The sequence below is a fragment of the Pseudomonas sp. BS3782 TE3695 genome (assembly GCF_050435305.1).
GTDB lineage: Bacteria > Pseudomonadota > Gammaproteobacteria > Pseudomonadales > Pseudomonadaceae > Aquipseudomonas.
The window spans coordinates 2,420,411-2,436,636 of record NZ_JBNDKB010000001.1; the positions used below are offsets into that span (position 1 = coordinate 2,420,411).

At 52.0% G+C, this 16,226-nt stretch carries 20 protein-coding genes and 1 pseudogene; 14 read left to right on the top strand and 7 right to left on the bottom strand.

What is annotated here, in order from left to right:
- Positions 1–10: 10 nt before the first annotated feature.
- Positions 11–358 (top strand): DUF3703 domain-containing protein, encoded by a 348-nt coding sequence (locus tag ABH909_RS11095; RefSeq protein WP_429433047.1) that lies wholly within the window; start codon positions 11–13, stop codon positions 356–358.
- Between the two features lie 328 nt (positions 359–686).
- On the opposite strand, the gene ABH909_RS11100 is transcribed toward ABH909_RS11095, so the two are convergent.
- A complete protein-coding gene (locus tag ABH909_RS11100; RefSeq protein WP_429433049.1) occupies positions 687–1,667 on the bottom strand; it encodes a hypothetical protein in 981 nt (326 codons plus the stop codon).
- Positions 1,668–2,533: 866 nt separating this feature from the next.
- Between ABH909_RS11100 and ABH909_RS11105 the strand changes: the two genes are divergently transcribed.
- Positions 2,534–2,803, top strand: coding sequence for a hypothetical protein (locus tag ABH909_RS11105; RefSeq protein ID WP_429433051.1), 270 nt, complete (start codon positions 2,534–2,536; stop codon positions 2,801–2,803).
- A gap of 445 nt (positions 2,804–3,248) precedes the next feature.
- Here the strand turns inward: ABH909_RS11105 and ABH909_RS11110 are convergent, their stop codons facing one another.
- From ABH909_RS11110 to ABH909_RS11120, 3 genes are all read right to left on the bottom strand, one after another.
- Entirely contained in the window at positions 3,249–3,602 is a 354-nt protein-coding gene (locus tag ABH909_RS11110; protein ID WP_429433053.1) for a hypothetical protein, read from the bottom strand.
- Between the two features lie 94 nt (positions 3,603–3,696).
- The gene (locus ABH909_RS11115) at positions 3,697–4,794 is read right to left on the bottom strand and encodes an ImmA/IrrE family metallo-endopeptidase (protein ID WP_429433055.1); all 1,098 of its coding nucleotides are present in this window, start codon (positions 4,792–4,794) and stop codon (positions 3,697–3,699) included.
- A complete protein-coding gene (locus tag ABH909_RS11120; protein ID WP_429433057.1) occupies positions 4,794–5,408 on the bottom strand; it encodes a hypothetical protein in 615 nt (204 codons plus the stop codon). Before ABH909_RS11120 ends, ABH909_RS11115 begins: the two co-directional genes overlap by 1 nt.
- Before the next feature lie 261 nt (positions 5,409–5,669).
- Between ABH909_RS11120 and ABH909_RS11125 the strand changes: the two genes are divergently transcribed.
- Together ABH909_RS11125 and umuC are read left to right on the top strand one after the other, a co-directional pair.
- A complete protein-coding gene (locus tag ABH909_RS11125) occupies positions 5,670–6,104 on the top strand; it encodes a LexA family protein (RefSeq protein ID WP_429433058.1) in 435 nt (144 codons plus the stop codon).
- Positions 6,091–7,371 (top strand): translesion error-prone DNA polymerase V subunit UmuC, encoded by a 1,281-nt coding sequence (gene umuC, locus ABH909_RS11130; RefSeq protein ID WP_429439832.1) that lies wholly within the window; start codon positions 6,091–6,093, stop codon positions 7,369–7,371. Before ABH909_RS11125 ends, umuC begins: the two co-directional genes overlap by 14 nt.
- A 318-nt stretch (positions 7,372–7,689) precedes the next feature.
- On the opposite strand, the gene drt4 is transcribed toward umuC, so the two are convergent.
- A complete protein-coding gene (gene drt4 / locus ABH909_RS11135) occupies positions 7,690–9,339 on the bottom strand; it encodes an antiviral reverse transcriptase Drt4 (protein ID WP_429433060.1) in 1,650 nt (549 codons plus the stop codon).
- A gap of 900 nt (positions 9,340–10,239) precedes the next feature.
- Here drt4 and ABH909_RS11140 point away from each other — a divergent pair.
- Positions 10,240–11,004: a hypothetical protein gene (locus ABH909_RS11140; protein ID WP_429433062.1), complete on the top strand. Its 765-nt coding sequence runs from the start codon at positions 10,240–10,242 to the stop codon at positions 11,002–11,004.
- A gap of 194 nt (positions 11,005–11,198) precedes the next feature.
- Here ABH909_RS11140 and ABH909_RS11145 read toward each other — a convergent pair whose 3' ends face one another.
- Positions 11,199–11,630: a hypothetical protein gene (locus ABH909_RS11145; protein WP_429433064.1), complete on the bottom strand. Its 432-nt coding sequence runs from the start codon at positions 11,628–11,630 to the stop codon at positions 11,199–11,201.
- A gap of 302 nt (positions 11,631–11,932) precedes the next feature.
- Between ABH909_RS11145 and tnpA the strand changes: the two genes are divergently transcribed.
- From tnpA to ABH909_RS11190, 9 genes and pseudogenes are all read left to right on the top strand, one after another.
- Entirely contained in the window at positions 11,933–12,253 is a 321-nt protein-coding gene (gene tnpA, locus ABH909_RS11150) for an IS66-like element accessory protein TnpA (protein ID WP_429433066.1), read from the top strand.
- A complete protein-coding gene (gene tnpB, locus ABH909_RS11155) occupies positions 12,250–12,585 on the top strand; it encodes an IS66 family insertion sequence element accessory protein TnpB (RefSeq protein WP_429433068.1) in 336 nt (111 codons plus the stop codon). The genes tnpA and tnpB overlap by 4 nt, the downstream gene beginning before the upstream one ends.
- 63 nt (positions 12,586–12,648) lie before the next feature.
- Positions 12,649–12,912, top strand: coding sequence for a transposase domain-containing protein (locus ABH909_RS11160; RefSeq protein WP_429433070.1), 264 nt, complete (start codon positions 12,649–12,651; stop codon positions 12,910–12,912).
- Between the two features lie 38 nt (positions 12,913–12,950).
- Positions 12,951–13,365 (top strand): annotated as a pseudogene (locus tag ABH909_RS11165) (IS66 family transposase); the annotation flags it as partial.
- A gap of 55 nt (positions 13,366–13,420) precedes the next feature.
- Positions 13,421–14,035 (top strand): hypothetical protein, encoded by a 615-nt coding sequence (locus tag ABH909_RS11170; RefSeq protein ID WP_429433072.1) that lies wholly within the window; start codon positions 13,421–13,423, stop codon positions 14,033–14,035.
- A gap of 273 nt (positions 14,036–14,308) precedes the next feature.
- The gene (locus ABH909_RS11175) at positions 14,309–14,728 is read left to right on the top strand and encodes a hypothetical protein (protein ID WP_429433074.1); all 420 of its coding nucleotides are present in this window, start codon (positions 14,309–14,311) and stop codon (positions 14,726–14,728) included.
- Positions 14,729–14,794: 66 nt separating this feature from the next.
- Positions 14,795–14,977 (top strand): DUF2934 domain-containing protein, encoded by a 183-nt coding sequence (locus ABH909_RS11180; protein ID WP_157214941.1) that lies wholly within the window; start codon positions 14,795–14,797, stop codon positions 14,975–14,977.
- A 223-nt stretch (positions 14,978–15,200) separates the two neighbouring features.
- Positions 15,201–15,356: an antitoxin Xre/MbcA/ParS toxin-binding domain-containing protein gene (locus tag ABH909_RS11185; protein ID WP_429439835.1), complete on the top strand. Its 156-nt coding sequence runs from the start codon at positions 15,201–15,203 to the stop codon at positions 15,354–15,356.
- 254 nt (positions 15,357–15,610) lie between these two features.
- Entirely contained in the window at positions 15,611–15,826 is a 216-nt protein-coding gene (locus ABH909_RS11190; protein ID WP_008001700.1) for a hypothetical protein, read from the top strand.
- A 184-nt stretch (positions 15,827–16,010) separates the two neighbouring features.
- On the opposite strand, the gene ABH909_RS11195 is transcribed toward ABH909_RS11190, so the two are convergent.
- Positions 16,011–16,220, bottom strand: a complete 210-nt coding sequence (locus ABH909_RS11195) for a hypothetical protein (protein WP_008012758.1) — start codon at positions 16,218–16,220, stop codon at positions 16,011–16,013.
- Positions 16,221–16,226 lie beyond the last annotated feature (6 nt).

Sequence of the window (16,226 nt, forward strand, 5' to 3'; positions counted from 1 at the left end):
GAGGTGCTGCATGAGAGAGGTTTTGCGAAGCGCCATCACTGGGGTGTTCCACGAGGCCGGGCTCGCTATAAGAGCCAAGGACTACCCGGCTGCTTACCATTGGTTGGAGCGTGCTCATATCCTCACACAGCGTATGCCGCTGGCTCATGCACGATCCCATTGGATAATGTTGAAAGTGGGTTTACTCACCAGGGATTGGCGAGAGGTTGTTGGACAGGTTCCTCGTATGTTTGCAGCGTTGGTGTTTTCCAGGATTTGGGTGCCGATCGGTAACACGGGGAGAGCGCGAATCAGTGCTTTTTCCCTTATGCCGCTCTCCACAGATCTGCGAGAACTGCTGCGCGAAGATGAGGATTAGCGCAACGCGCTGGCTCTTCTGTCCACAACCCTGAAACTCAAGTGCGCCGCGAATTACCCGACCCCAAGCTGCTGTTGGGTGTGCAGAACTACCCCATTGGCAGTCAGGATCGTTGGAGTTTCGATCAGGACTTCATGACCATGCAAATGGTCGGTGTCTGACAGGAAATGCCCAACAGCGACTAGCGCAAAGCGCGCTAGCAGGCATGGTGTTAGGTCGCAAATCAGATTACTCATCCAGGCGTTGAAGCTTCCATCGTGTGTCGTAAGCCGATCCGCTAAGCGACCATTTCCAAGCAGTGATCGTCAGCCTTCGACCGATTCCTTTGTTAAGGAAGGCGAGTAGCCAACTGCCAAGTGGTTTCCATTTCTTTCATCACCTTATTTTTTTGGAGTTGGAGGCGCTCATACGCTGCGTGGGCAAGCCCTCTTACATCCCCAAACCGTCCAGCAGCAGTTTCGAGTGCTCTGCAGGGGCCCATGTCGGGTATGACTTCTCCAGGTTTGACGGTGGACGTGCCGAGGCAGTTACCATTGAAGGCCATCATCCGGATGTTGAGAGATGCCTCTTCCCTGGTCATTTCTTCAATTGCCCTATCGATCGAATCTCCGGTATTTCGAATCGCGGGCTCGGAGGCCGAGACTTGCGTCAACACCACCTCGGCTTGAGCTCTCTGCGCACCGTTTCCTGACGAAAGACGCTGAGCAAATCGCAGTCTGTCACTGAGATCGTTGCTTGCGCGAGTGAAGTAAGAAATAAAGCGGGGTATATCGTCGATTTGCTTTCTGGCCCTCTTCACATATGTGTTGAGGGCATCTTCGAGAGCCAACGCAGATCGGTTCAAGGTTTCGACCTGATCAGCCCGTAACTTCTCAGTTTTGATCGACTCTCCGGCATGCGCCAGTCTTACAGCTTCAGCGTTGAAGTCAGCGACACTGCCGCGTGTGAAATGAGCGCTGGCAACCGCGCCGTCGCTGCCGACCAGATTTAGCTCCAAAGCTGAAGCGGTGACTGTTCCACTGATGTTCCGACCGATCGGGAGGCCGGCCAGAGATATGGTAAGGGTCAAACTCTCACCATCAACGATCCCAGTCACATTTCCCGTTGACGTGTCTATCCCACCACTGCTTTTGAGAGTTATGTGCTGCAAGGTACCTACAATCTTTCCGTCTTGCGCCTGAGTAAGCTGCAAGAGCTCAGCGCTTGATGAGTCTTTGGCCACGTAACTGCCTGATACAGAACGGTCAAAGCACCCCGTAAGCGACAACATGATGGACGTGATCACTAGAATGCGTACCTGGCTTCCCATTCCATTCTCTCCTCGTAGGCCAAGCCAGTATAGAGACTGCTGAAGCATCCTATTTTTGTATAACCGCGAACAGCCGCACCGATGATGGCCGCTGCTCTTGTATTTGACCTCAATGCAGGGACTCAGCTTTTTTCTATTACTACCTAGGCTTTTTGCGCTGACGGGTACACCTTTGATGAGAAGAAGGTCGAGCTGATCGCAAGGATTTCGGGAGATTAGGAATACCGTTACGAGCTACCGGCGAAGACGCAGCTGCGACGCCTGGTGATGGACGAGTTCGCCCTGTTCAAGGAGTATCGTTACGCCAGCGTTGTGCTGGATGCCAATAACCGGCGAGTGTTGTGGGTGGGTGTCCCTTTCTACGATGGGCAGAGGAAATCATGGCCCAGATTTTTTACTGGGATCAGGCGATGTAACTTGGCCTCAACGCCTGATGAGCACGATAACAAATTTATGAATAGCCAATGCCTTACATGTCACACAGCTAAATGCGGACATACTTTCCACTTAAGTCTGATAGCTTAAAGCCATTCAGCGGCATGCCCAATAAGCAGCGCCGCGAAGACAAGGCACGGAGGTCTGGCAGTTATCATTCATTGATGGCTGTTTCTATCAGGGACAAGGATCTGAGCTGGCGACCACTACCCTATCCTCCATGACCATACGTTCTCGCTCGCCTGCCCCTTGATGGCCTGCGTTGCTCGACTCGTGCGGCACGTACCGATGTTTTTCCAAATGCTCTGTTTCACGACAAACAGGGCGGCGCGGAAAACCACTCAGCACAATGGATTCCGGAAACCATTAAATAAACGGGGCGAACTCCGAAAAGCCAGACGAGTAGGAACTTATATATGGAGATATATCGTATGTCGGCTCAAGAAAATCTCGTTGGCGGATGGACTCCTTACCACGAACTGACTCCAAAGGATCAGGAAGTATTCAAACAAGCCCTAGAGGGGTTCGTGGGCGTGCACTACACGCCTGAACTGGTTTCGAGCCAGGTCGTTAATGGCACCAACTATCGCTATAAGGCGGAAGCAACGCAGCCTGGCTCGCCAAACAGCTGGCAAGCGATCGTGGAAATTTACGCGCCTATTAACGGCAAGCCGCACATCACCCAGATTATCCGTATCTAAGCACGTATCAACCCCATCGGGTCACGCACAGATTGCGAGACCCGATGGCTCATTACGACTCTGGATCACTGCTTCCTCCCAGGCGAGGAGAAAACTTCCCGTATCAAATCGTCACCCATGCGCTCATGCACATAGGCCTCGAGAGCCGAATAGTTACCTAGTGCTTGCTCATCCAACTCATCGAGCGACCGGTACAGAAATTGGCTGGAGCAAAGGTGTCGCAGGATCATTGCTGGCCGTTGCTCCAGAGTGGCATGCGCCGGCTCAAAGACATCTGTGCCTCTCAATACCAGTGAGCTCCTCCGATACAACGACCTCATCTCACCAGCTAGTTGTTGGGCCAGAGCAAAGTCAGACAGGGACAAGTATTCCCAAAGCTGATTCAGATCGGACTCAGCTCGAGCGCTGGAATCATTGTGTGCCAGCCACTTGTTGCGTAAGCCCTTTAAAATTGAGTAACGCCCTTTATCCCACTTCTTTCGAAGAGCTTGAACTTCATAAGAGAACACTGTGCAGGATTTTCGTTGCTGAGCTCGTCCTGAAGGAGAGCAAGCGAGCTATTTTTGCTGTGTCTAGATTCTGCGGGATCCATCAACCGAAAAATCCGCATCAAAATGCTTTCAGCGAAGGAAATCTGAGCAGGCGCAAAGAACCCAGGTGCAGAGTCCTGCAATAGAGACCGCCGTTTTTCCTGCTCAACCAGAAAAAGCTCTTGGTAAGCACTCATCTGAGACCAGAGCAATTGGAGCTCATTGCCAATCTGATTGAGCAACAGCAAGACTTTCTCTTCATTCGCCATATCAAATACCCCTCTGCGCCCGTGCACCGACACTACCGACTTCCTAGCTGGTTTGCTCAATACCATCCATATAAAGCAGCGTCCTTTTATTTTGTTACACAAGCGATAAAGGTGATGCCGGGACTCTCAGCAAATATCGTTCGGCCACGGTTCGGGACTCAAGTCCCGCCGCCTGGAGTAGCTTTCTCCAGGAGGTGTAATCCAGCAGATCTATCGCACGCTGTACCAGCGCTGGCAACTCCATTGGGATCTCGTTATCCAGCTCTTCGTGCTTGGTGAATCCGTTTCGATTCAGGTAGGTGAAGCCGGATTTCGCTTGTTCCTGAGTAATCAGATTCAACGTCTGGGCGCGGTAGATGAGCGCCTTGAAGCTTACCTTCCAGCGAAGCTTAAGTTCGCCGAGAGCTTGCCAGTTCAGGTACTTGCCACGCATGGTGGGGAATTCACCGGCAAAGCTGGCTCGAGGCATCAATAGGGCGCTCGCGAACTGATTGGCCTGACTCTCTGTATCGTGGCAGCCTGTCTCTATGCCTTGATGCATTACAAGGTGACCAAGCTCATGAGCAAGGTCAAAGCGCTGCCGGCATGGATTCATTTTGGCCGTATTGCGCACGATGAGGGGGCGCTTGTTGTATAGCGAGAATGCATCCACCCGATCATCCGCATCCGCGATGCTTACAACAAGCACACCGACCTTTTCAGCCAACCGGGTCATGCTTGAAATAGGCCCCAGTCCAAGCCCTTGGTCTCTACGGAATCGTTCAGCCACTTGTTCAATCACGTCCACGCTGGCCAGTGGTTCTTCGAACATCTTGAAGCTCACCGGTGGGAAGGCGATTTCCTTGTCCAGTTCGTCAATCAGCAGCTCGAACAATTCGACCTGTGCGGCGATGGATTTTTTGACCGTCTGGGTAGAGGCACGAACGCTTCGAAAATGGCACTGTTCAAGTTCCACAGAGCTTCGCCTGGCGGTGAAGAAAAACTCGCTACTCACGCCCAGTACAGCACTCAGCGTGCTCAACTGCGCAGGGGAGGGAATAGCGTTTACCTCAAGCTTATGGGCGTACTGACGGGTAACACCCAATAGCTCCCCTATTTCGGCAAGCGAACGGCCCGCCGCACAACGCGCAAGGCGAAGTTTGTCGGGTGAAAACTCGTCGCCGAGAGGGAGCTGTTTGGTTCTTTCGTCCATTAAGTCAAATCAGCGTCTGTAGTGGTTTCAGTGTCAGCATCTTTGTTACGACGCACAGGTTGTGGATCTTCAAACTCAACGGCTTCTGGCAGATGAGCAGATTTGACCGGAATTCGCGCTTTGTACTCATGTGACCAATGGCATATGACGTTTCGGTTGATATCGAAGCCAACCACAGTCGCCGTGAGCTTTGGCGATTCGAAATTGTGATCGTTATCTACGAACAAGCGCCAGGTTACGATCTCTTCGGGATTCGCTTCGAATAGGCTCATCTGCATGAGCTCGACATCGTTGGCCAGAAGGCGATACGACTTCTTCGGCGCATTCGGATCGTCCATCACTACCTGGAACAGCACATCGTTGATGCTAATCGTATAGTCCATGGTGCTATTACGTAGGATCAGCCAAGGGAGGGAAGGGTCACGACTCAGCTTTTTGAATAAACCGTGGACTCGTCCATAGAGCAACGTGCCACGTGTCCAAGCCGTGTCGTTTTCGGTCGATGCATCCGCCAGCGCCCCATAGGCGACCGACACGACTTCCTGGCAAATCCTCTCGAGATATTCTGGATGAAGTTTCGGTGCAAAAAAGCTGGGGTGTTGGGTTTCAGACATTCGATACTCTCCAAAAACTATGCAAAATACGATTAGTGTCAACCGTGATTTTTGTGCATATTTGGAGCTTTGTCAACCTAACTTGCGAGCGTAAAGCAGGAATGGCTAATACCCGCTGCTCACGACTGCGATGCATTCCAAAAACTTAAGCCCTGCGCGATCTTCCATCCCTCCTGTCGAATTTCCATAGTCCGAGATTGACCGAAAGCGATCTTCGACGTTAACTGTATGTATATCCAGTTATTGTCGTAAGGCATCATCATGAGTGTCACCGTCCTAGGCCCCATGTCAGCAGGGGGAGTCGAGCTTCCTTTTTACTCCTTCAAGGTGCCTGCGGGATTCCCATCGCCTGCAGCAGACCACCTCGAGCAACACATATCCATAGATGAGCTGCTGGACATTCGGGCGCCCCATATCTACCTGGTGCGCATTGAGGGCAGCAGCATGGAAGGCGCCGGGATCTTCGATGGTGATATGGCAGTGGTGGATCGCTCAATCACCGCTGAGCATGGCCATATCGTGATTGCCGCAGTGAATTGCGAACCTGTCTGCAAGCGCCTGTGTAAGCGTGGCCCCAACATCATCTTGATGTCCGAAAATGCTGGATATCCACCCCGTTACATTCTTGAGGGTGATGAGCTGATCATATGGGGTGTGGTGACGTTTAGTGTGCGCGCTCATGATCCAAAAGCCTGATCCTGTCTTCGCGCTGATCGACTGCAACTCTTTCTATGCGAGTTGCGAGCGAGTGTTCCGTCCTGACCTGGTCAAGACTCCCATCGTTGTGCTGTCGAACAACGACGGCTGTGTGATCGCCCGCTCAGCCGACAGTAAGCCCTATGTGAAAATGGGGGAGCCGTACTTCCAGATCAAACACAAACTCAAGCAGCATGGCATCGTTGCCTTCTCGTCGAACTATGCGCTCTATGGCGATATGAGCGAGCGCGTGATGAGCGTGATCGAATCCCTCGTGCCCGCCGTCGAGGTCTACAGCATCGATGAAGCTTTCGCGGATTTGGCAGGCGTACCAGGTGATCTGGAGGCACTTGGCAGGCGGATCCGTGCACAGGTTTACCAAAGCACAGGTATCCCGGTTGGCGTTGGGATCGCTGGCACGAAAACCCTCAGCAAGCTCGCTAACCACGCGGCCAAAAAATGGCAAGCGCAGAGTGGTGGAGTGGTCGATCTCCGTGATCAAACCAAGCGCGAGTGGGTGCTGAAGAAGTCGTTGGTCTCTGATGTTTGGGGCGTCGGGCGGAAGATGACTTTGCACTTGGAGGGCATGGGCATCAAGACAGCTTGGGATCTCACCAAAACCGATCTTTGGATGCTCCGCAAAAAATTTAGTGTGGTGATCGAGAAAACAGCCCGTGAGTTGGCCGGCACGCCATGCCTGGAGCTCGATGAGCCAGACCCACCGAAGCAAGAGATTTGCTGCAGCAGGATGTTCGGCAAGCGTCTCACCGATATTGCACCAATCAAAGAGGCTGTTGCGACTTATATGATGCGAGCCACGGAGAAGCTTCGGGCTCAGCATTCACTGTGCAAGAAAATTCGGGTGAGCATTCGTACCGGCATGTTCAATCCGGAGGAAGCTAAATACTCCAATGGAGCCCTGGTCGAATTACCGTACCCAACCGACGATGTCCGGTTGATGACAAAGGCTGCTTTGGAAGCGGTGGATCGGGTCTATCGGCCAGGTTTCAAGTACAGCAAGGCCGAGGTTCTCCTGGTAAACCTTTGCCAGAAAGGCGAGTACATGGAAGACCTCTTCGCGATCTCGCAGCCGGTTGCCACTGAGAAAGTCATGGGTGTTTTGGACGCCATCAATGGTCGATGGGGCAGGGGAGCGATGCGTCTTGCGAGTGTGCCGACAGACCCGGATTGGGGTATGCGGCGAGAGATGATGAGCCAGAGTTTCACGACTCGAGTTGATCAGCTATGGACTGTTTATTGCCGGTAGTTCACACCACCTGTCGATATGATTCATACGTTTCCGTCGCACCTGGTGGTACGCATCTCCCCGAAGTGTGCACCTTGATCATTAATCACTGCACCGCATTGAGGCTTGTGTCTAAAGATACAGGCGGAGCGCACAGGCCATCAGGGCCAAAACCTGGCTTACCCGAGGTTTGGTTCACGACGGCCGCACCCCAAAGGGAGCAAGCCCAAAGCATGCGGCGTAATGCTCCCAATTGGGCGCTTTACGGCCATCGCTGCATCGGCGTACACAGTTGCGTCCGAGTTTCACGATTGGATGCTTACGACCGTAACATCCCTGTCAATGCTTACCTGCTAAATAATCAAGGAAACCAACCGGTGATTCACCTTCAGCCCTGAATGGATTGGAGTAATAGAAGCAATAATCCTCAGCTTTGGAACCCTTTTTAGGAGGGTTTACGAACTGGACATCATACTTCTTGAGGATGTCGAACGATGGATCATCCACATAGGGATTGCCGATCTTCTCGTGAAAGAAAAGTTGGTACAGAAGGATCCAGTTTTGATCAAGTTCGTACAGTGTGCTGTCTTCAATAATCGAGTTTGCATAAATTACCGCTGACTCTACACCAGCTTCAAAGCTGCTCAGAAGTGTGATCGCAGCAGCGTCAGAGGTCTGAATCACCAGGCCCACATTTTCAGGCGTTGGCTGGGAATCCAAATGTTTCAGGTAATACATTGCCCAGCACATTCCATCTGAGCGCCGGTGTATCGCGTTGGTCTCTAGGATCTTGTTGAGTTTCGCAGCTACGATGCCCTTGTCATAGTAGTCAGAGGTGGCATCAATTTTTTCAAGCAGTGGCAATAAAATTGGATAGTGCCAGCTTAGGTTGAGTACATATTGAAACACAATAGCCGCTGTATCACCTTGCGCTCTATGGCAGATGAGACCAGCCGCAAGCTTCAACACGCTGCCATCGGGTTCCGCCTTATTCAGCTGCACGGCGTAGTCTAAAAAGTTTATTGCCTCATGAGTGTAGAGGGTCAAAGCGCCATTGGAGTCGGTTCTCCAGGGCGTAGCACTTTTGAGTTTCGTAACCCAAGAGTCTATTGAGGGCTCTGGTAGTTCGGTGATCTTGGTTTTTTTGAGGTTAAGTGTTAGGCGATATTTTGCCAGCTCGATATTGAGTGCTCGAATGAACTCTTGAGCCTCAATATGTGTTTTGCAATAGGCTGTATAGTCATCAATGTAACGTGTAAAACGAAACCTGCCTGTCAGCTCTTTGTCGACTGCAGCAAGGATGATTTCCACTGCAATGCTAGAGGTGCAAGGGCCAATAGGAAGTCCAGACGTCTCGTTGCGTTTTGCGTTTCGAAGCACCGCGTCGAGCTCAGAGCTCCAGTGTTGTCCGCCTCTACGGTTACGAAGATGCTCCTTGGCTTGCTCATAACCTTGAATGGCCCATTCCAGTGAATGGGTATAGATAGATCCGAAGCAGTTGGCTACATCAGCATGTGCTCTGAAACCTGCCGCGAAACTAATTTCCAAGGTGTTTTTAGTTTTTGTCTCATGGTCTTCATAATTCATGATGAAAAGGCGTCCGTCATTATGCTGTTCGGCAGTAATGGCACTATTTTCGTCTTTCATCAGTTCGGAGATTTCTTGTCTATTCTCCTTTAGCTTTGCATAAATTCTCGAGTAGGCTAAGGGGTGTATCAGGCCGAGCACTCTAGGAACATTGTTGAAGCGCGTAGCCCTGTATTCAACAAGGTCGAACCAATAGGTTTTACGCTCTTTAGTTAGCTCTAACTGTGCCAACTCCTCAGCAATTTCTGGAGTAAATCGGCTTGTCGAGAAGCAGGGGGGCAGCTCTGTAGAAGAATCTTTTTGATTAGGGAAGTAATTCCAGCGAGTCAGCGCTTCTAGGAAATGCCTTTCCTCATCGTGAAATACAGCGATGTTTGATGTCGGATTGGTAAATTCTTTCACGGACTTCATGTCTCCTGCAGTGCTTGCTCGGCAAGTGGTGCGCGGGGCACTCCGAGGTTCGTTAGTTTGGTCGCTGTTTTTACAACCCTGTTTGTAGAGCTGCGATGGCCGCTCGAGTCTACAGGGTTGGCTTCAGCTTGCAGCATTCCAATTGCCTAGAGTCATCCGAAATTATGCCGTACTCATCACACCGAGCCCTCCTGTTCAATTCAGACTGGCCGATAACAAAGCAGATCTCCCCCATTTCTGGATTATTTGCGGTTGGTGCGATGTTGAGACAATCCATTCTAATCTGTTGCGCGGCTCTGCTTACCGGCTGTGTTGGTCACTACCAGCAACCGGCATCGAATGCGCCGCATGCCACCCTTGATGCTCAGTGGGGCAAAAACGAATTCATGTCCGGAGGCAGCCAAGCTTATTGGGCCTATTACGATGCTCACTGCCAAGACACGGGAGAGACAGGTGTTCTAGGTGATGTTTCATCGTCAGAACCTGAAAAGAATCGATTTCTAATCCAACCTGATCGGCGCATTTACTTGAGCGCTCTCAGCATGGAAATCAAGGAGCGGGAGAACACGATCAGCCGATAATCCACAGGAGTTGCTTGAGCATTAGTAGTTTCGTCCCTAATGAGGGGGTGACCTACCAAGTGACCCACTCAGCTCCTAAATCCGGCTGCTCATGAGGTCATTGATATGCAGACAGGGAAAGCGCCATCAACACTTATCGTTGAGCCTATCGCAAAGGACTGCGGTTTGTGATGGGGCATAGACGAAGCATGTGTAGGTGAGGACGGGCGACAAAGCAGCTAAGTCGACCACCAACTGGTTTACCGACGCGTGATAATAAATCAAACGAGCCATCCTATGGAGGGCTTACGGATCATAAGTAGAGAGAAATATGAGCCAAGAGAGTAACAATGGAGCCCAGCCGAACAACCTTCTTTCTGGGATCGCCTCGGGAGTTATAGAGAAAGCGTGGGATCTCAATTGGTGCCTCAAGGCCATCTATGTAATGCTCTTTTCCGATGTTTGCTTGATGTTTATGACCGGGGATGGGCTATACAACCTGTCTTTCAGCACAGATGCGATCTGGAAGAATTTTGGGAAGTTAGCCTGTGTAGTGTTAGCTTTTCTGATGTATGCATCGCTTCTGGTACCAATGCTTACTCATGTTGTTAAAGTAATTTTTGGCAGTGACAGCAGGGCGTCCGACTCACAGGCTCCTATCGGCTACGTTCGGACGAGTGAGCTGAGGCGTTTGGCTGTCTCAGAGCAAAGTAATTTCTTGCTGAGTCTTTGTGATCAAAATAGGGATGCCATTGAGGATCTACGCGTCAAAAAATACCAGATATGCTCAATGCTGTTAGGGCTGCTGGTTCTCATTGCGGCGGACTATGCTTGCGGAGCATTGAAAGGCGCTCAGTCGTTGATCAGCTTCGTTGACACGATATTTGGCTGGTGGGGTATGGGAGCTATCGTTCTGGCCATTCTCTATGCATTACAGTGGGCACTCATGGAAGGTAGTGGGAGAGCCTGGGTATATTACCCACCCTTGTATGAGGAGAAATTGAGAAAAGAGCAAGCCGATAAAAAGAACGCTGAGGCAGCTAGGCGAAAATACATGGAGCAACAAGAGATGACAGGCAACATTCGCCCAAAATAGCGTCGACTCACCCGCAGATACTGTGCTCGGAGAACGGGTGATTGGCATCGGAAAAATCATGCTTGGATTAGGGTTAGCGAGATAGCAATTTCAGGCGTGATTCGAGAATTTGAGTTGGAAATGAAAAGGGCTCTCCAGGGCCCTTTCTAAACAATCACGCTCCCTGCAGCGGCTGAGCAAGCCGTCATAGCATATTAGTGAGGCATAACCTGTTTTTTGCCATTCACAAAGACGTAAGTCTCTGGTTCCCACTCGAATTGCATTTTAGAGAAGTTGACTGAGGCGAGTTTTTTATCGGAGTCCTGGAACTGGTTGTAGTCCATGGTGCCGCTGTAAATATAGTTTTGCCCAGGGTCAATTTGATTGTCATCGGAAAGGCTGATGCGCTTTATGACATCACCGAAGATGTCCTTGAGTACGACTGTACCTTTGACACCGGAGAGTGCTTCTACGGTATTGTTTTTGAACGCAACACTGATCGAAAAGTAATCGCTGTATCGCTTATTGGCGTAGTCTTTCGGATTGAGCTTTAACTCAATCAGAGATGCGGTCAGCGTTGCATTTATCTCTTTTAGGCTTTGAAGCTGCTGCTGTTTCACCTGTTCTGCCAAGGCCTTCTGTTTCACTTTCTCTGCAGCTGGTGGGGTTCCCGCAGTGGGTCAAAGGTGCAGATAGCCTAACTACGCTTGCGGATTGCGCCTCGTTGCCTCCTCCCAAGAGGCTCAAAATAGTGGGGGCATTCTCCTTTGATGATGTTGACCAGGTCAAAAGAGAGATCTCCACTCGAGGGCCAGTCGTGTGCTCAATGATCACTTATGAAGACTTTCGGTAAGCGTCCGGCGAACTCACCTTCCGAACTCCAGCCTTAAGGGCGATGGTGTCCGCGTATTTTTAAGCGGACGCGATCGCCCTTATCGCCAGGATTTCCATGCGCCAACGAAGCTCTTATCCGAAACCGTTCAAAGCCCAGGTTGTTCAGGAATGCCTGCAACCTGGCGCATCCATTTCCAGTGTCGCCATCCGCCACGGCATCAATGCCAACGTCATCCGCAAATGGATGCCGCTCTATCGAAATCAGCCCCCAGTGACATCACTACCCGCATTCGTCCCGCTAAAAGCCGCACCTAAACGGCCAGCCGAAGCGTCAGTGATCATCGAGTTGCCCATGGCCGACCAAGTGATCACAGTGAAATGGCCAACCTCAGACCCCGAGGGCTGCGCGCAATTTATCCGGGCTGTCGCTCAATGATCCGCATCGATGCAATGTGGCTGGCCACCGAGCCGATGGACATGCGCGCCGGTACGGAGACGGCATTGGCCCGGGTGATCGCGGTGTTCGGTGCGGCGAAGCCGCACTGCGCGTATCTGTTCGCCAATCGCCGGGCTAACCGGATGAAAGTGCTGGTGCACGACGGCGTGGGAGTCTGGCTTGCAGCGCGGCGACTGAATCAAGGCAAATTCCATTGGCCCGGCATTCGCCATTGTTGCGAGGTCGAACTCGACAGCGAACAACTCCAGGCGTTGGTACTGGGCCTGCCGTGGCAGCGTGTCGGGGCAGGCGGTGTGATTCGCATGCTGTAAACGCCGGCCATTTGGCCGGTCTACTTGTCGTCGTACAGTGCCGACTCTGGCACAATTGGCGGCATGACTTCCTCGCCCAACCTCGACCAGATGACCCCGGAACAGCTTCGTGCCTTGGCGGCACAGGCGTTGCAGTTGCAGTCCCAGGTCGAGGCGATGAGCAGGAAGATCCAGAACGATGAAACCATCATCGAGCAGCTCACTTATGAAATCGCTCTTCTCAAACGCCACAAGTTTGCCAAGCGCAGCGAGCAACTCAGCCGGCACAAGGCAGCTCACTGGATGACCTGCTCGATACAGACCTTGAAACTATCGAAGCCGAGTTAAAGCAGCTCCACTCAAAGGCGCCACAGGCCGACCGTTAGCGAATACGCCAGGAAATGGCGGTACCGATCATCAAAACACTGCATGACTGGATGCTGGCTCAGCGTGATCTGGTGCCCAACGGATCGGCCACGGCCAAAGCCCTCGATTACAGCCTAAAACGCTGGGTAGCGCTGACGCGCTACCTGAACGATGGGGGCTGTGCCCATCGATAACAACCAGGTGGAGAACCAGATACGGCCATGGGCACTTGGGCGCTCGAACTGGTTATTTGCCGGATCGCTTCGCAGTGGCAAACGGGCAGCGGCGATCATGAGCCTGATCCAGTCGGCGCGCATGAATGGGCATGATCCGTATGCCTACCTCAAGGATGTGCTGACGCGGCTGCCAACGCAGCGGGCCAGTGAGGTAGGGAAGCTGCTTCCGCATCAGTGGGGTTCCGCAGAAACCATATAAAACCCATGCTTCTTAGATTCACAAGGATGACTCAATTAAGGGAGTAGTCATAACTATGATTTTGGTTGTTGAAGGTATCAGCGCCAGTGGAAAAACCACTTGGTGCACTAAGCATGGTGGACAACATGTCATTCCTGAACACGGTCGTTTTGACAACGAGCCAGATCGAGTAAAAAATCCAGCGGCAACCGCAGCTTTTTGGGCAGAGCGAAACGTGGATCGCTGGCAAGCAGCGGAGGCTATGGAAGGAACTTCCAGGTGGGCTGTGTGTGACAGTGACCCTCTCAAGCTCCACTACATTTGGAGCCTTTGGCAGATCGGCGAGGCGAGCGAACATGACTGGCGAGTGGAATTGGAAGCCACAAGAGAGACTATCGCACAAGGACGAATTGGCTTTGCAGACAGTTACATTATTGGCCGTATCGATCCTCAACTCGCTCGCGAGCGGGCTAAGGCAGACACCACTCGTCGGCGGAGCAAGTTTGAGCTACATGTCCGCCTCCAAGATTCTCTGCTGACTTGGTATTCAGCTATGAATGAGGTGCTTCCTAGTCGAGTGCAATTTGGCTTTCCTTCCGAAGTACCAACCTTGAAAAGCATTGGTGGAAGATATGGGGTGGCCGCCTTTGATCAAATGATCGCATCGCTCCCTCGACCGAGCCGCTCCTGATAGAAATCGGATTGACGTGAGTGCGATGTAAAGGTGTGTTTGTCATCCGCTTACGATCCCCATGGAATCCGTGAAGTTCGAAGGAGAGGACGATCAGTAAAAGGTGTTTGGATAGTGTGTATGCATCGTTTTGGCAGCCTGATTGGACTGACGTAAGGGCGCATCGCCGATGGACTCTGCCGCAACGCCTACGGTCAATATGGATAAAAGGTATTTGATTCCTCGGCAATAAGGCCTCGCGCCACGACCTTCGTGCTCGCTCTGGAGACGATCATGAACACAACACATTTTTCCCCGTTAAAACATGAGCGTCATCATCCCCCTCTAGTGAGCGAAAGCCCGCAGGACGCCGCTAGGGCGGACTGGCTCTACAGCGCAGCGGAAGAACTTCTGCGCGGCAACAGCGTGTCGTTCCAACGTCGCATGCGTCCTCAACAAGGCGTGACTGCTGAGGAATTTGCCCTGGCAGTGGATGAGTACGTGAACAATCGTCTTGCCGATAACGAGGTGCATACCTCAGCGCTGGGCTGGCTGATTATCACCGCCGAGCGAGGACATGCCGACAAGACTGCTACAGCAGAACTGCTGGGCAATTGTGATCACCCGTTGGGCAAGCTTGGCGAGATTGCCGAGGCGCTGCTTGAACCTCTCGCGGATGACGCTCTTCTAGCCAAAGCTGAGGATGAGCCATGAGCAGATACCTTTGGGATCAGCTAGTTTAAGAACCAGGATCAAGTAGCGACTCAGAGAGGAATGACAATGATTGACGATTCGAAAGTCCGAGAAAGAGCTTATGAGTTGTGGGAGAAAGATGGTCGTCGGGAAGGATCTGAAGAGTTTTATTGGCGACTTGCGCAAGAACAGCTTGAGGCAGAAGCCACACGTCAAGCTACTGATAGTGAGTGGCCGGCAAAAGGCGAAGCCAGCCGCGTTGATCGCTGATGACTAGGAGTTCTTCACTCCGCTTCCGATACGTTTACCTCGTGCGATTCCGCTGTTGGTAATGGCGTCTATGGCGCTCCAAAAGAGTGGCAATTTGACTGTTCCTGCTAACTCACAACAGGTCACCCGCCCACGAGCACGTAGGGCAAAAACGGGACGCTTCAGCACCATTGAAAGCGACCGCTTGGTGGCATTGATTGCTGTCTTTGAGAAAGCCTAGATCCTGTTCGAGGATGACGTCACCGCTGCAACGGAATGGATGAGTTCGCCGGCTCGAGGGCTCGGTTCAAAGCGCCCGCTGGAGATGTTGAGGGCGAGGGTAGAAACGAGAGCTTTCGTCGATCTTATCGGTCGACTGGAGAGCGGGGTGTTCGTTTAAATTTCGTCATGTGTCTCGTTCAGCGGTAGTACCTGACGTTGATTGTTGTAATCGCTCATTCGGGCAAGGCCCGGCTGGTAGCGCTTTAGATTCATCACGGATCGCTGCTACAAGCGTAATCGACTCCTCATATGCCACACCAGCTAGCGTCCATTCAGCCGGAGCCGGTGATTCAACACCAGTTCGTGCAGCTGAAATACTGACGAAACATTCTGGCCATATGATTCGCGTCACTGAAATCCAAGGAGTTGGAGATGAATCGACCATCAAGAAGCATGCGCAAACTGCTCGACGCCGTTGCCACCAACAATGAGGCAGCGGCGCTTGATGTGATGCGTGCTGCTGAGCAGCTCCAAGACGAGGTGTTGCGCCAGCGGTTGCTCAACCTCATTCATCGGCTCAACCAAGACGCCAATGACTTGCGAATGGCACGGGACGATATCCAAGGCGGAGCCATCAAACTCGCGTAACCCGCGTTCACCACTTTCAAGCTCGTTCGTCTAAGCCAGGCATTGGGTGGCGCGATGAGCGGCTTTATTTCAATCCAGACGATGCTTCATCTCGACTCTACTTGAAGCACTAAGACCTCAGTTGAGCCTCGACTGATTTATCTTCTGGAATACCTTGCATCGTCCACAGTGGTGGTCGAACAGATCACTCGGGTGCCATGAGCACCGCAAGCGTCATGTTGATGAACTCTTCATTTGTTCTGATCGTGTCCAGCGCACCGCGCACGTTGCCTCCAATCTCACCCGATCCACGCTGCTCGACCCAAAGTGTGAGCTCCATGATGGCCGCCTCAAGGGCTTGCTGGTTTTCGTTGATCTTGAATAGCAGGGAAGGGAGCAGGTCAGAGTTTGGCATCGCGAG